The organism is Thalassotalea agariperforans, from assembly GCF_053470345.1.
Window position 1 is genome coordinate 51004 of the sequence record NZ_JBQMWH010000005.1, and the last position, 16790, is coordinate 67793.

12 protein-coding genes are annotated in these 16790 nt (G+C 39.5%); 4 read left to right on the forward strand and 8 right to left on the reverse strand.

Features of this window, described 5'->3' with window-relative positions; translation table 11 throughout:
• Positions 1-736: 736 nt before the first annotated feature.
• Together ACSLUO_RS08780 and ACSLUO_RS08785 are read left to right on the forward strand one after the other, a co-directional pair.
• On the forward strand, positions 737-1780 hold the full coding sequence (locus tag ACSLUO_RS08780) for a YbaY family lipoprotein (protein WP_448248026.1): 1044 nt from the start codon (positions 737-739) through the stop codon (positions 1778-1780).
• Between the two features lie 736 nt (positions 1781-2516).
• On the forward strand, positions 2517-3143 hold the full coding sequence (locus ACSLUO_RS08785; RefSeq protein ID WP_448248028.1) for a DUF6338 family protein: 627 nt from the start codon (positions 2517-2519) through the stop codon (positions 3141-3143).
• 193 nt (positions 3144-3336) lie between these two features.
• Here ACSLUO_RS08785 and sucD read toward each other — a convergent pair whose 3' ends face one another.
• The 8 genes from sucD to sdhC all read right to left on the reverse strand — a co-directional run bounded on the left by sucD (position 3337) and on the right by sdhC (position 13253).
• The gene (sucD, locus tag ACSLUO_RS08790; protein WP_448248030.1) at positions 3337-4209 is read right to left on the reverse strand and encodes a succinate--CoA ligase subunit alpha; all 873 of its coding nucleotides are present in this window, start codon (positions 4207-4209) and stop codon (positions 3337-3339) included.
• Positions 4209-5375: an ADP-forming succinate--CoA ligase subunit beta gene (sucC, locus tag ACSLUO_RS08795; RefSeq protein ID WP_448248032.1), complete on the reverse strand. Its 1167-nt coding sequence runs from the start codon at positions 5373-5375 to the stop codon at positions 4209-4211. The genes sucD and sucC overlap by 1 nt, the downstream gene beginning before the upstream one ends.
• 244 nt (positions 5376-5619) lie before the next feature.
• Positions 5620-7095 (reverse strand): 2-oxoglutarate dehydrogenase complex dihydrolipoyllysine-residue succinyltransferase, encoded by a 1476-nt coding sequence (odhB, locus tag ACSLUO_RS08800; RefSeq protein WP_448248034.1) that lies wholly within the window; start codon positions 7093-7095, stop codon positions 5620-5622.
• A 40-nt stretch (positions 7096-7135) separates the two neighbouring features.
• On the reverse strand, positions 7136-9937 hold the full coding sequence (locus ACSLUO_RS08805) for a 2-oxoglutarate dehydrogenase E1 component (RefSeq protein WP_448248036.1): 2802 nt from the start codon (positions 9935-9937) through the stop codon (positions 7136-7138).
• A 111-nt stretch (positions 9938-10048) separates the two neighbouring features.
• Positions 10049-10759 carry a succinate dehydrogenase iron-sulfur subunit gene (locus ACSLUO_RS08810; protein ID WP_448248038.1) on the reverse strand — a complete coding sequence of 237 codons (711 nt, stop codon included), beginning with the start codon at positions 10757-10759 and terminating at the stop codon, positions 10049-10051.
• A gap of 11 nt (positions 10760-10770) precedes the next feature.
• Entirely contained in the window at positions 10771-12537 is a 1767-nt protein-coding gene (gene sdhA, locus ACSLUO_RS08815) for a succinate dehydrogenase flavoprotein subunit (RefSeq protein WP_448248040.1), read from the reverse strand.
• Positions 12538-12885 carry a succinate dehydrogenase, hydrophobic membrane anchor protein gene (gene sdhD / locus ACSLUO_RS08820; protein WP_448248042.1) on the reverse strand — a complete coding sequence of 116 codons (348 nt, stop codon included), beginning with the start codon at positions 12883-12885 and terminating at the stop codon, positions 12538-12540. It lies immediately after the preceding gene.
• Positions 12879-13253, reverse strand: a complete 375-nt coding sequence (gene sdhC / locus ACSLUO_RS08825) for a succinate dehydrogenase, cytochrome b556 subunit (RefSeq protein ID WP_448248044.1) — start codon at positions 13251-13253, stop codon at positions 12879-12881. Before sdhC ends, sdhD begins: the two co-directional genes overlap by 7 nt.
• Positions 13254-13647: 394 nt before the next feature.
• Between sdhC and ACSLUO_RS08830 the strand changes: the two genes are divergently transcribed.
• A complete protein-coding gene (locus tag ACSLUO_RS08830; RefSeq protein WP_448248046.1) occupies positions 13648-14934 on the forward strand; it encodes a citrate synthase in 1287 nt (428 codons plus the stop codon).
• Between the two features lie 769 nt (positions 14935-15703).
• Positions 15704-16504, forward strand: a complete 801-nt coding sequence (tcdA, locus tag ACSLUO_RS08835; RefSeq protein WP_448248047.1) for a tRNA cyclic N6-threonylcarbamoyladenosine(37) synthase TcdA — start codon at positions 15704-15706, stop codon at positions 16502-16504.
• Positions 16505-16790 lie beyond the last annotated feature (286 nt).

Here is a 16790-nt window from a genome sequence, read left to right on the forward strand (position 1 = left end):
GCTTAGTTTTCAATTAAAGTCATATTGCGGCGGTGGCCGCGGCACGTAAGAGGGAAAAAACGACTGTTTCCCTCTTACAACTCCCTCGTCGCCCAACTCAGCGGAAACATTAATTTTAATTTCGTAATTTTGCTTATTCCTGATGATGGCACTTCCCTGTGCCAGCATCAGTGTTCGACTTCCTGTCTCACATAAGCAAAATTTTCACTCAATAAAAATTAATCCGCTTCAATGGGACTGGTGTTGAATTATAAGCTCATTTCCTTTTATGTATTAAAACAACGACAAATAGATAATAAGATTCAGCGAAATCAACCAGCAACAACACCAAACTAAAACGAAGCATGATCCTGCTTGAACAAACGCCTGAATCGAATTTATCATGTAAGATCAGCATTTGTTAGCAGCGCTGGGGAGTCCAGAGGGGCGCAGCGTACCTTTGGGTCGACGGTATGGATACCGGAGGTAGAGCAACGCAGGAGCAGTTGCCGAGCCGTCGCCACCGCGACAATATAATCGAAATAATTATTTAGGTTTAAAAGTATTTATCAGGAAAAATGCATTTTAAGTATGATAATTCTTTTACACTTACTGACCTATGTTCATAGCACACTCGTCAAATAACAAGCCGTGATAGTATAATTATAGGTATAGTAAAATTGCCTGCTATTGTTATTATCTCGTTATAACGCCACACTTTAATTAAATTGTTATTACCACTTATTTAGGACTTCCCATGTATAAATTACTCCTGATACCTTGCTTATTTTTATCTCTGATTAGCTGTGTTAGCCAAAAAACAGCTCCTGTTGATACCTTAGATTTCAGCACTGACAATCAACACACTTTTACCCATAATCTATGGCAAGTTGAGCGAATTAATGAAACTGAAGTACCTAACAACATTAAAGCTACTTTATTAGTCGGTAATAACAATGACATCAGTGGTAACAGTGGCTGTAATCAATATCATAGCCAAATAACCCTAGATAAAAATCAGCTCAATATTAATCAGGGCATTTCAACCAGAATGGCGTGTTTACCCGCATTAATGACAATAGAAAATAACTTCTTAAACGCACTTAATGCATCGAAAACATATAACATTGATAACCATGGCAAACTTAACTTTTACGATATTCAAGGAAATAACAACTTAACCTTTAGCCAAGTAACAAATGCATACCAAGCGCTTTCTGGCTCAGTATATTACCGTGAACGCATCGCTTTACCGCCAAATGCCATACTCTCCATAAAGTTATTAGATGTTTCAATAATGGACGCGCCAGCCAAAGTCATCGCAACAAAAACATATAACTTAAAGGGTCAGCAAGTACCGATTAATTTTACGATTAAATACTTAACCGAAAAAATTAATAGCCGACATACTTATAGCCTACAAGCGCAGATAAAGCAGGATGATACGTTATTATTTACCAGTACAAGCGCAACTCCCGTTATTACGCGAACAGGTAAACAGCCAGTTAATATTTTGCTTGAAAAAGTTCAGTCAACAACATCTTCAAAATCAACTTCCGTCAATTACCTTTGTGAAAGAAACACATCATTAGCGGTTACTTTTGTTGATCAAACGACGGCTCAAGGTGAACAACAAAAAGCAGTTATTAACCTTGGCGACAACCAACCTTTAATTTTGCCACAAGCTCAGAGTGCCTCTGGATTTTTATATAGCAATGGTAAGTTTAGTTTAAGAGGAAAAGGTGATGAGGCGATATGGACAGTTGGTAGAATGAGAGGGTTACAGTGTAAAGTGGAATAATTATTTAAGTTTGAGGGTGTTTTTATTTGAATAAATAAACGAGGCTGCAGTATTTATCAGGAAAAATACTTTCAAATATGGTGATTCTTTATGACTTTATTGCAGCGGTGGCCGCAGCACACAAGGGGGAAAGAACACCCATTTCCCCCTTGCATCCCCCTCGGTGCCCAACTCAGCGGAAGACTTTGATAATAAGCTAGCGTATCTCTCGATTCCTGCCGAATGCTCGTCCCTCCGCACGGCAGTCCTCGACATCCATGTCTCGGATCGAGTGCTACCTTTACTAGCTGATTATCAAACCGCTTCAATGGGACAAGTGTTGAATTTAAAGTTCATTTCTTTTTAGAGTAAAAACCAATACAGCGAAATAAACCAGCAACAACACCAAACTAAAACGAAGAATGATCCTGCTTGAACAAACGCCTGAAATGATAAATTCGATTCACGTATTGCCATCAGGGATGATGGCAAAAGCTGGTGGCACATGGATGTGCCTTCCAGCTGGTACGTCGAAAATCGAATTTATCATGCAAGGTCAGCGTTTGTTAGCAGCGCTGGGGAGTCCAGAGGGGCGCAGCGTAGCGTCCCTTTGGGTGCCGTCGCCACCGCGACAATAATCTCAAATAAATATATAGGTTTGATAGTATTTAATATAGCCCTATCATTTCTTTAAAAATTATATATTTACAGATAATCTTGAATAAGTAATTATTAAGCCTTAGAGAAAAGGAATCGCATGAAAATTACATATGAAACTTTAAATTTACTATTATTATTAATCCCTGGATTATTAAGTAGCCGTATTATTCAATTAATGGAAAGAAAAATTGATCAAAACAACCTAAGAATAATTGTTGATGTACTTATGTACTCATTTTTAATTTACTTAGCTGTTGAAGTACTTTATAAGTGGAGTCCTATATTTACAATTACTAAAAATAATGATGGTACATTTTCATATCAATCAATAGCTGATTTTACTTCAGTCAGTATAACTATAATATTGGCTATTATTTTTCCTATAACTGTAGGGGCAATAAAGCACCGTGATTTACACATGTTATTATTAAGAGCAATAAGAGTTACAAATAAAACCTCCAGAGAAACGGCATGGGATGATGTTTTTACAAATAGCAATAGATACATAACAGTTCATTTTAAAGATGAACGACGCTTAACTGGTTGGCCGATGTATTATTCAAACTCCCCTGATGAAGGATTTATTTATCTATACGACGCAGCTTGGTTAGATGACAATAATAATTATATTGAAACTAATTCACACGGTATATTAATTAATAAAGAAGACGCTTTATTAATAGAATTTTTAAAACACGATAAGGAAAGACAAAATGAAGGATAATGATTCAAATGGAAATCACCCTGTTAACCAAAATACCAACTCAGGTAGAGAACATCTAAATAATGGATATAAACCGCCTAGCAACCAATCTAGACCAGCCCCTGCATCTAAGCCACCACCATCAAATAATAAATAACAAAAAACCCGCTAGTTAGCGGGTTTTTAAAAAGTTCACAAGCTGTAAGCTACTCGCTTACCAACCCGTTTTCTCTTTAAGAGCAGAACCAATCTCAGCTAAAGAACGAACAGTTTTAACACCAGCCGCTTCTAACGCTGCAAATTTCTCATCAGCTGTACCTTTACCACCAGCGATAATCGCACCAGCGTGACCCATACGCTTACCAGCAGGTGCAGTAACACCAGCAATGTAAGAAACAACAGGCTTAGTAACGTTAGCTTTGATGTATTCAGCCGCTTCTTCTTCAGCCGTACCACCAATTTCACCAATCATTACGATTGCTTCAGTTTGAGGATCGTTTTGGAACATTTCTAAAACGTCGATGAAGTTAGTACCTGGGATTGGGTCACCACCAATACCTACACAAGTAGATTGGCCGAAACCTGCGTCAGTAGTTTGCTTAACCGCTTCGTACGTTAATGTACCAGAACGTGAAACAATACCAACTTTACCTGGTAAGTGGATGTGACCTGGCATGATACCGATCTTAGTTTCGCCCGGAGTGATAACACCTGGACAGTTAGGACCGATCATGCGAACGCCAGTTTCTTCAAGCTTAACTTTAACGTCAACCATGTCTAAAGTTGGGATACCTTCAGTGATAGTAACGATAAGTTCAATACCTGCGTCGATAGCTTCTAAAATAGCATCTTTACAGAATGGAGCAGGAACGTAGATAACTGTTGCTGTTGCGCCAGTTGCTTCTACTGCTTCACGTACTGTGTTAAATACTGGTAAACCAAGGTGAGTTTGACCACCTTTGCCTGGTGATACACCACCAACCATTTGTGTACCGTATTCAATGGCTTGCTCTGAGTGGAATGTACCTTGACCACCAGTGAAACCTTGACAGATAACTTTAGTATCTTTGTTAATTAATACAGACATTATTTGCCCTCCGCAGCTGCAACAACTTTAGTCGCTGCGTCAGTTAATGATTCAGCCGCAATGATGTTTACATCTGAGCTTGCTAATACTTCACGACCGGCTTCTGCGTTTGTACCTTCTAAACGTACAACTACTGGTACTTTAACGCCTACTTCTTTAACAGCAGCGATAATACCTTCAGCGATCATGTCACAACGAACGATACCACCAAAGATGTTAACTAAAACCGCTTTAACGTTGTCGTCTGATAAGATAATTTTGAATGCTTCAGCAACACGTTCTTTAGTAGCACCGCCACCAACATCTAAGAAGTTAGCTGGCTTGCCGCCGTGTAAGTTAACGATATCCATTGTACCCATTGCAAGGCCAGCACCGTTAACCATACAACCTACGTTACCGTCTAATGCTACGTAGTTTAATTCCCATTGTGCTGCATGTGCTTCACGCTCATCTTCTTGAGATGGATCGTGCATTTCACGGATTTTTGGTTGACGGTATAAAGCGTTACCATCTACACCAATTTTACCGTCAAGACATAATAAATCGCCTGAGCCAGTAACAACTAGTGGGTTGATTTCTAATAATGCGAAATCGAAATCTTCAAACATTTTCGCTAAACCTAAAAAGATTTTAACGAATTGCTTCATTTGAGTAGGGTTTAAACCTAATTTAAAACCTAATTCACGGCCTTGATAAGCTTGTGCGCCTACTAATGGGTCAATTTCAGCTTTGTGAATTAACTCAGGTGTTTCTTCAGCGATCTTTTCAATGTCAACACCGCCTTCTGTAGAGGCCATAAATACAATTTTACGGCTACCACGGTCAACAACAGCACCAAGGTATAATTCGTTAGCAATGTCACATGCGTCTTCAACTAAAATTTTAGAAACCGGTTGGCCGTTCTCATCTGTTTGATAAGTAACTAAGTTCTTACCTAACCATTTTTGAGCGAACTCTTTGATTTCGTCTTTAGATTTAACTACTGCTACACCGCCCGCTTTACCGCGGCCACCAGCGTGAACTTGAGTTTTAACAACCCATACGTCGCCGCCAAGTTTATCGGCAGCTTCTGCAGCTTCTCTAGGTGTATCGCAAGCGAAACCTCTTGAAGCTGGTAAACCATATTCAGCGAATAATTGTTTCGCTTGATACTCGTGCAAATTCATGGTGTTTTATCCATTTATCTGTTGGTGATAGCAACGCATTTTCTATAAAAATATAGACCGCCCTGCCAGTGAAAATCGGACAAAGTATAGTACAAAAGCTCTAATGGCGATAGTCATACACCCTATTCGAATTTGTGATAATCGCTATAACCTATTGTGATAACAATTATCGTTTACTGTAATAACAAAAAACCCCTGAAAACACGCGGCGTTCAGGGGTTTATTAACGAATATTAAATTTAGATTAAATATCTAATAATAAACGTGCTGGATCTTCTAATAACTCTTTAATTGTTACTAAGAAACCCACTGATTCTTTACCATCAATCAAACGATGATCGTAAGATAATGCTAAGTACATCATTGGTAAAATTTCAACTTTTCCGTTAACCGCCATTGGACGATCTTGGATTTTGTGCATACCTAAAATTGCCGCTTGCGGTAAGTTTAAGATAGGCGTTGAAAGTAATGACCCAAAGACACCACCGTTAGTGATAGTGAAGTTACCACCTTGCATATCAGCCATGGCTAATTTACCGTCACGACCTTTGATAGCTAAGTCACGAATACCGTTTTCAATACCCGCCATGCTTAGTTGGTCAGCATCACGTAATACTGGTGTTACTAAACCACGTGGTGTAGAAACCGCAATCGAGATATCAAAGAAGTTGTGATAAACAATGTCGTCACCGTCAATTGATGCATTAACCGCTGGATAGCGTTTTAAGGCTTCAGTTACCGCTTTCACGTAGAAAGACATAAAACCTAAACGTGTATCATGCGTTTTCTCAAATAAGTCTTTATATTGAGCACGTAAATCCATGATTGGCTTCATGTTAACTTCGTTAAACGTAGTTAACATAGCTGTAGAGTTTTTCGCTTCTAATAAACGTGTCGCAATCGTTTTACGTAAACGTGTCATCGGTACACGTTTTTGGCTACGCTCACCACTTGCTTGTACTGCTGGCGCTGCCGCCGCCGGAGCTGCTGGTGCTGCCGCAGGTTTGTTAGCTGCTGCTTCAACGTCTTCTTTAGAAATACGACCACCTTTACCCGTACCAATAACATCAGCAGCCGTTAAGCCTTTTTCTGTCATTAAACGACGAACAGATGGACTTGCTAATTCATCAGCGCTGATCGCTTCTTCAGCAGAAGCCGCTGGTGCTGCACTTGCAGAAGCTGATGCACCGGCTAATAACTCAGCAATTTTTTGCTGACCTAAAACAGTATCACCTTCGCCATGGATGATTTTACCCATTACGCCAGCATCAGTTGCTGGAACTTCTAACACTACTTTGTCAGTTTCAATTTCAACTAATACTTGGTCAACAGCAACTGTGTCACCTTCGGCAACATGCCAAGTAGCAACCGTTGCATCAGCAACTGATTCTGGTAATACCGGAACCACTACATCAACTACTTTACCTGAGCTTGCTGGTGCTTCGTCGGCAGCTGGAGCTGCTGGTGCAGACGCTTCAGCGGCACCTTCGGCTAAAATAGCAATTACTTGTGAACCTAATACAGTTGCACCTTCAGGTTGTGAAATTTCAGTGATCACACCATCAGCAGTTGCTGGCACTTCTAAAACCACTTTATCAGTTTCAATATCTACTAATACTTGGTCACGAGAAACTTTATCACCTACTTGAACATGCCAAGTAGCGACAGTTGCATCAGCAACTGATTCTGGTAAAACAGGAACCTTAATTTCGGTTGTCATTTACTTTATTCCTTACTCACAATCTATAACCACTTAGGGTTTATTCAACAGTTAACGCGTCGTTTACGAGCGCTTGTTGCTCTTTAACATGGACTGACATATATCCAACAGCTGGTGCTGCTGAGGCTTTACGGCCGGCATAAGTCAAATAAGTTCCCTCAGGAATACACGCTCTAAAATGATGCTGTGAACAATACCAAGCACCTTGGTTTTGCGGCTCTTCCTGACACCAGACAAATTGTTTAACGTGTTGGTATTGTTCCAACTCTTTAATCAATTCTTCTTCTGGGAATGGGTATAATTGCTCAACACGGATGATAGCAATATTGTTTTGTTCGTTCTTACGACGTTGTTCTAATAGTTCGTAGTACACTTTACCACTACAGAAAATAACACGTTCAACATCTTTCGGGTTGATATCATCAATTTCACCAATCACGTTGTGATAGATACCTGTTGATAATTCTTCTAATGAAGATACCGCTAATGGATGACGTAATAACGATTTAGGTGACATTACCACTAATGGACGACGCATTGGACGCACCACTTGACGACGTAACATGTTAAATACTTGTGCTGGTGTTGATGGCACACATACTTGCATGTTGTGGTCGGCACAAAGTTGTAAAAAGCGTTCTAGACGAGCCGATGAATGCTCTGGTCCTTGCCCTTCATAACCGTGCGGTAATAACATAGTTAAGCCACATAAACGGCCCCACTTTTGCTCACCTGATGAAATAAATTGGTCAAATACTACTTGTGCACAGTTAGCAAAGTCACCAAATTGAGCTTCCCAAATGGTTAAACCGGCCGGCTCTGCTGTGGTATAACCGTATTCAAACGCTAATACAGACACTTCTGATAATACCGAGTCATGAACATCAAAAGGCCCTTGACCTTCACGCACATGCTTTAACGGCATGTATTGTGATGCATCTTCTTGACTATGTAATACCGCATGGCGATGGAAGAAAGTACCACGACCAGCATCTTGACCAGTAATACGAACACGTTCACCTGCGTCAACAACAGTAGCATAAGCTAAGTTTTCAGCCATACCCCAATCAAGTAACTTTTCACCTGAAGCCATTTTTTGGCGATCGTCGTATATTTTTTGCACACGACCGTGAACTTTATGGTCACTTGGGAAGGTAGAAATTTTACCCGCAAGTTCTTTTAGCTTTTCAACTGAAATTTCTTTCTTGTAATCGTCATCCCAGTCATGACCAATGTAAGGAGTCCAATCAACTGAATGCTCAGTCATCGGGCGCCATTGCTCAACCGTACACTGACCTTCGTCAAGTAATTTACGGTAATAAGCGGTCATTTCATCTGACTTGGCTTTAGTAACACTGCTTTCAGTCGCTAATTTATCAGCATATAACTGGCGCGGTGTTGGATGTTTTTTAACAATTTTGTACATAAGAGGCTGTGTTGCACTTGGCTCATCAGCTTCGTTATGACCGTGACGGCGATAACAAACAAGATCAATGACGACATCGCGTTTAAATTTATTACGGAAGTCTAAAGCAACTTGCGTTGCAAAGATAACCGCTTCTGGATCATCACCATTAACATGGAGGATAGGTGCCGACACCATTTTGGCGATTTCAGTACAGTATTCACCAGAACGTGTATCTTGCGGATTCGAAGTGGTGAAACCAACTTGGTTATTAACCACAATACGAATAGTACCACCCACTTTAAATGCCCGTGCTTGTGACATGTTAAAGGTTTCTTGCACTACACCTTGGCCAGCAATTGCTGAGTCACCATGTATCGTGATAGGTAATACTAAATCACCTTGGCTACAGTTACGGCGATCTAAACGCGCTCTTACTGAACCAATAACTACAGGGTTAACAATTTCAAGATGTGACGGGTTAAACGCTAACGCCAAATGTACATTGCCACCTGGGGTAACAAAATCTGACGAATAACCTTGATGGTATTTAACATCACCTGATGATTTAATTTCATCGTGCTTGCCACCGAACTCGTCGAATAGCTTTGATGGATTTTTACCCATCACATTCACAAGTACGTTTAAGCGACCACGGTGAGCCATACCAATAACAACTTCTTTTGTGCCATGAGTACCAGCGCGAGTAATTAACTCTTTCATCATGGGTATTAACGAATCACCACCTTCAAGTGAGAAACGTTTAGCACCAGGAAACTTAGCGCCTAGGTATTTTTCAAGGCCATCAGCAGCAATTAAACCTTTTAGAATTTCTTCTTTTTCTTCAACAGAAAACTTAGGCTTAGAGTTAACAGATTCAAGACGTTGTTGTAACCAGCGTTTTTCTTCCGTATCAGTGATGTGCATATATTCAGCACCAACAGAGCCACAATAAGTTGCTCTTAGGGCTTTATACAAATCACCTAACTTCATAGATTCTTGGCCACTGGCGAAAGAACCAACGTGGTATTCGTTGTCAAAATCATTTTCCGATAACTCGTGATGTGAAAGTTGTAAATCACGAACACGATCACGTTGCCATAATCCTAATGGATCTAAATTGGCATTTTGGTGACCACGGAATCGAAATGCGTTTATTAATTGAAGAACCTTAACTTGTTTAGCGTCAGTACCACCAATAACTACACTACGTGCTGGTTGTTTGGCGAGTTCTCTAAACTCATCGCGAATGGCAGAATGTTTATGTTCAACTTCTACACCTTCAACTTTTGGTAAGTTTTCAAAAACAGTTCGCCATTCAGCGGGTACTGATTCTGAATTTTCCAAATATGATTCATATAGTTCTTCAATGTAAGCAGCGTTGGCACCGCTTAAATGGGAAGACTCTATCCAAGCCTTCATGACACCTTCGGGCATTGCTAGTTCCTATAATGGTGAAAGCAATTAATGTGTGTTTAAACTTAGCAGAGCAATCGTTAAATTGCTCTGCCGACTTAATGTTTTATTAAATAAAAGGGATTAAGTTAGTTAAACTGCTCTTTTTAATAACATCGACTTAATATGGCCGATCGCTTTTGTTGGGTTTAATCCTTTAGGACAAACATCAACACAGTTCATAATGCCATGACAACGGAATACGCTGTAAGCATCTTGTAACCCATCTAAACGCTCTTCAGTTGCAGTATCACGGCTATCAATTAAAAAGCGATAAGCGTGTAATAAACCTGCTGGCCCGATGAATTTATCTGGGTTCCACCAAAACGACGGACATGAAGTAGAACAACAAGCACATAAAATACACTCGTATAAACCATCTAAATGTTCACGTTCTTCTGGTGATTGTAAATGTTCACGTGCTGGTTCGTTTTTACCGTCGTTAATTAAGTAAGGCTTAACCTTCTCATATTGACTGTAAAATTGCGACATATCAATAATTAAGTCGCGAACAACGGGTAAACCTGGTAATGGGCGTAAAACGATTTTTTTCGCTTTCAGCTCTGACAAAGGTGTAATACACGCTAAGCCGTTTTTACCATTCATGTTTAAACCGTCTGAACCACAAACACCTTCACGACATGAACGACGGAAAGATAAGCTTGGATCTTGCTCTTTTAACAAGATTAACGCATCTAACACCATCATGTCTGAGCCATCTGGAATTTCTAGCTCGTAATCTTTCATGTACGGGGCATTATCAACGTCAGGGTTATAACGGTAAATCGAAAAAACTTGTTTCATCGTTAATGCTCCTAGTAAGTTCTAGCTTTCGGTGGGAAAGCGTCACGGTGAACTGGTGTCATGTTTACTGCACGCTTAGACATATCTTCCGTGTCTGGTGAGTAAATTGAGTGACATAACCAATTGTCATCATCACGTTCGGTGAAATCTTGACGCGCATGGGCACCACGAGATTCAGTACGGAAGTTAGCCGCTTTGGCTGAACAGAAAGCTGTTTCCATTAAGTTGTCTAGCTCTAAACACTCAATACGTTGGGTGTTGAACTCAGATGACTTATCGTCAAGACGTGCATGTTGTAAACGTTCACGAATTTCCGTTAACTCTTTCATACCTTGTGCCATAGCTTCACCTTCACGGAATACCGAGAAGTTAAGTTGCATACACTGTTGTAAGTCTTTACGGATTTGTACTGGATCTTCACCTTTATCTGAAGATTCCCAACGGTTAAAGCGCGCTAATGAAGCTTCTAAGTCAGAGTCTGACGCTTCTTTACCAAACTGAGTACCGTTTAAGTAAGTACCTAAGAAGTTACCCGCTGCACGACCAAATACCACTAAATCAAGTAATGAGTTACCACCTAAACGGTTAGCACCATGTACTGATACACAAGCAATTTCACCAACCGCGAATAAACCTTCAACGATAGTTTCTGTACCATCAGCAGCAATTGAAATAGCTTGACCGTTAACATTACAAGGTACACCACCCATTTGATAATGACAGGTAGGTATAACTGGAATCGGCTCTTCAGCAGGGTCAACGTGAGCAAAGGTTTTAGATAAGTCACAAACACCTGGTAAACGTTGATTTAACGTTTCACGGCCTAAGTGATCTAGTTTAAGTTTGATATGAGGACCCCAAGGACCGTCACAACCACGACCTTCACGAATTTCTGTCATCATTGAACGAGCAACAACATCACGACCAGCAAGATCTTTGGCATTTGGTGCATATCGTTCCATGAAGCGTTCGCCGTCTTTATTAAGAAGGTAACCACCTTCACCACGACAACCTTCAGTAACAAGTACACCCGCACCAGCAATACCGGTTGGGTGGAACTGCCACATTTCCATATCTTGCATTTGTACGCCAGCACGTAATGACATACCAACACCGTCACCGGTATTAATGTGAGCATTAGTTGTTGATGCAAAAATACGACCTGCACCACCTGTCGCTAAGACTGTAGCACGTGCTTTAAAATAATTAACTTCACCAGTTTCAATACAAATGGCAGTACAACCAACAACAGCGCCGTCTGAATTTTTAACAAGGTCTAAGGCATACCATTCAGAATACACGTTAGTTTTGTTTTTAACGTTTTGTTGGTATAAACAATGAAGTAAAGCATGGCCAGTACGGTCAGCTGCTGCTGCAGTACGTGCAGCTTGCTCACCACCAAAGTTTTTAGATTGGCCACCAAATGGACGTTGGTAAATTTTACCTTCTTCGGTACGAGAAAAAGGTAAACCCATTTTCTCTAATTCGATAATAGATTCAGGACCGGTTTTACACATGTATTCGATCGCATCTTGGTCACCGATATAATCAGAACCTTTTACGGTATCGTACATGTGTTGTTCCCAGTGATCTTCATGCGCGTTACCTAACGCAACAGTAATACCACCTTGAGCAGATACGGTATGAGAACGAGTTGGAAAAACTTTTGAAATCAAAGCACACGACTGGCCTGATTCAGAAATTGCTAAAGCCGCGCGCATACCGGCGCCGCCTGCGCCAATTACGATGGCGTCAAATTCACGAACTGGAACGCTCACTTACACACCCCACACAGTTAATAAACCACTTACGAAATATGCTAATAACATAAGGGCAAAAATAAATTGTAAACCGCCACGAAGTGTCGCGCATTTAACGTAATCAGATAAAACCTGCCAAATACCAATCCACGCATGAATCAATACTGCTAAAATAGCTAGAATAGTAAAGGTTTTAAAACATAAGCCTGAGAATAAACCTTGCCATATGTCATAGGTTACTTCTGGCGTAACAATAAAAAAGCCAGCTAAAAATAAAGTATAAAGCGCTAAAATAATTGCACTAGCTCTAAGTAGGATAAAGTCATGAACCCCACTACGGCCGACAGTTGCTACATTATTTACCATAACCAAACTCCTGCTGCGATAGTTGAAAGAATCCAAAGAACGATGACAATTTTAGCAGAAACGTTACCAGAGACTTTTTCTTCAAAATAACCGATATCCATAAATAAATGACGAATACCGCCAAATAAGTGATACGTAATGGCTGAAATAATGCCAAGAATAATCAATTTGAAGAATACGCCGTCTAGCATTGCTTTTACTTGTGCAAAGCCTTCAGCAGAAGATAAAGATAAAGAAAGTGTCCACAATAAAATACCAAGGGCAAATACCATAATCACACCAGAGATACGGTGTAATATTGATGCATTCGCTGCTGGATGCATTTTAATTGTAGTTAGATCAAGATTTACAGGACGTTGTTTTTTCACAATTGTGCCTAAGAGCTCATAGAGCCTTCTACATTTTTCTTGTTACTCCCGAATCACTCAATTTTTTAACTTGAGCAATCCCCCAAGCGATACTGAAAGTTATTATGTAACCATTCATAACGATTTACATAAACGGACATTTCAGAACGAATAGATTATATAGTCGATATTTAATAATTACAATTCACGAACTATTATAAAGGCTTGCGAATATTAGTGATTAACCCATTACACTTTCAAATGATAAATTGCAATACGCAAATAGCACTAAAATTTTAAATTGACTTTCCACAGTCATTTTAGGTTAGAATGACGGCCTGTTTTTATATTCAGGTATTCGGCTAATTCTTTTTTAGAGCAATTAGTCCAGTTCAATAAATAGGGGAATATTAGTATGGCTGATTCAAAAGCCTCTCTGAGCATTGACGGTAAAGTTATCGCTGACTTACCAATTCTTTCAGGTAGCGCTGGTAATGATGTTATCGACATCCGCACATTAGGTAGCGCAGGCTATTTCACATACGACCCAGGCTTTTTAGCCACTTCATCATGTGAATCTGCAATTACCTTTATTGATGGCGGCAAAGGCGTTTTACAACACCGCGGCTATCCAATTGACAGTTTAGCTAAACAAGCTGATTTCCTTGAAGTTTGCTACATCTTATTAAATGGTGAAGCACCAAGTAAGGAAGAATACGCAGAGTTCACTAACGTTATTACAATGCATACGTTAGTACATGAAAAAATTGCACATTTTTTCCACGGTTTCTTACCTGATGCACATCCAATGGCTATGCTTTGTGGTGTTGTAGGTGCACTTTCATCGTTTTATCATGATGATTTAGACATTACTGACCCAGCTCAACGTATGCGTTGTGCTCATCGTTTAATTGCTAAAATGCCAACGATTGCAGCAATGACTTACAAGTATACATGTGGCCAACCATTTGTTTACCCTCGTAATGATTTAACTTACGCGGAAAACTTCTTACACATGATGTTCTCAGTACCTGCTGAAGAATATGTAGTAAACCCTGTTGCTGCTAAAGCAATGGACCGTATCTTTACTTTACATGCGGATCACGAGCAAAACGCTTCAACATCTACAGTTCGTTTAGCCGGTTCTTCTGGCGCTAACCCTTACGCATGTATTGCAGCCGGTGTTGCGTCTTTATGGGGTCCTGCTCACGGTGGTGCTAACGAAGCTTGTTTAAATATGCTTGAAGAAATTGGTGACCTTTCTCGTGTTGATGAGTTTGTTGCTAAAGCAAAAGATAAGTCAGACCCATTCCGTTTAATGGGCTTTGGTCATCGTGTTTATAAAAACTTCGACCCACGTGCAACAGTAATGCGTGAAACTTGTCATGAAGTTTTAGCTGAATTAGGTATTAATGATCCATTGTTAGATGTTGCAATGGCACTTGAAAAAGTAGCGTTAGAAGACCCTTACTTTGTTGAGAAAAAATTATACCCTAACGTTGATTTCTACTCAGGTATCATCTTAAAAGCCTTAGGTATTCCAACAAGTATGTTCACGGTAATTTTTGCTATGTCTCGTACCGTTGGTTGGATTTCTCACTGGGATGAGATGTTATCTCAACCAGGCCAAAAAATTGGTCGTCCTCGTCAGTTATATACCGGCGAAATTAATCGTGAATTTACCCCATTAAAAGACAGATAAGCGTCTTTTAATTAACGATATGATAAAAGGCAGCAGTAGCTGCCTTTTTTATTTTCATGACGTTATTAGCGGCTGTTGAGCTGTCAATGATGTTGTTAATGCACCTAATATTCTTAACAGAATCATCGAAAATATTACACAAAACTGTCACCTTTATTACATAAACCGCTTTATTAATTTTTCCTATTTTTAATATTCATAAAATAGATAATTGATTGATTGGTTAAAATACAGACAAAAATAGTCTGATAATCTCCATAAACAACAAAATCCTTGCCCCTTTATTCACCTTATTTATTACCGTTATCTTCGATATAAAAACTACTTATACTTGTTATTCCGGCCTTCAACCCTATTTTGTTCAAAATTCACTCAACAATAATAGTGCTATTTTCAGGTCAAATATGAAGTAACAGTAGCATGCTGTGAGTCATGTGAGAATTGCTCTTAAGCTTTTATAGCCGTTAATAACAATTAAGGTATAATTAACCTGAACTCGGGATAACAACTTGCTTTCTAGCAGCTGTTTTTCCTTATTACTGCGTTAAATTTAATTGCAATACGCCCCCATGGATGGGGAAGGTAGAGCGACGTTTGAACCAAAGCCGAGGCTCGCTATTGACGCTTAAATTTGCCTTGTACTAAGAAAAAACATCAAGCTAGAATATGTGAAATATCATAAAGTATATTTATTTCATATTGTTAGCTAATTTCTTATCCCGAGATCAGGTTAATTAGCACGTTTAATTTTAAGGTCTTAGGAAATGCAATGTCGGATTATCAATTAAGGTTTGGTGGTATTACACGCTTATATGGCAAGTTTGGCGCCAGTGTCATTCAAAACGCGCACTTTTGTGTTATCGGCATTGGTGGTGTTGGCTCTTGGGTTGCCGAGGCCCTAGCAAGAACAGGCGTTGGCGCTATCACCTTAATTGATTTAGATGATATCTGTATAACCAACACCAACCGCCAAATTCATGCATTAGCTGACACCATTGGCGAAAGTAAAGTTGAGGTAATGGCTGAGCGTATTAAAGCAATAAATCCTGACTGCCAAGTTAATGTTATTGAAGACTTTGTCACTCAGGAGAACCTTAGAGCGCTATTAGAGCAACCTTATGACTATGTTATTGATGCGATAGATTCCGTCAAAATAAAGTCTGCTATCATCGCGCATTGTAAGCGTAACAAGTTACCAATAGTGACTATTGGTGGCGCTGGTGGCCAAATAGACCCAACCAAAATCACCATAGATGATTTAAGTCGTACCTACCAAGATCCGCTATTAGCCAAAGTACGCAATCAATTAAGACGTGACTTTAACTTTCCTCGTAACGTTAAGCGCAAATTTAGTATCGATGCCGTTTATTCTACAGAGCAGCTTATGTACCCAGATGCAGATGGCGAGGTTTGTTATGCCAAACAATCGAACGAAGGCAGCATGAGGTTAGATTGTAGTGGTGGCTTTGGTGCTGCCACACACGTTACCGCCTCGTTTGCTTTTTTTGCCGTGAGTAAAGCACTCGAAAAACTGATCAATAAAAAGAAAAATTTGGTTAACCACAATTAAAGAATTTATCATTTTTGCGCTAATTCAGTGCGAAAAACTTGAATCTTGCACCACTTTGGTTAACCAAAAATATAATAAGAATTTAAAAAATATTTTTAAGTTTTTCATTCGCTCGCTTATTTAGATCTTTTTATAATTTAAATTAACTAAAAGTAATAAAAACGAGCGAACTCATCCGTCCTCTTTTGCTTTATCTATGCCAATAAGAGCTAACTTATTAAATAAAGTATTAAAAAAGTCTAAAAAAATTTAAAATAAATCGATTAACAGCCTTTTTTAATAAAAT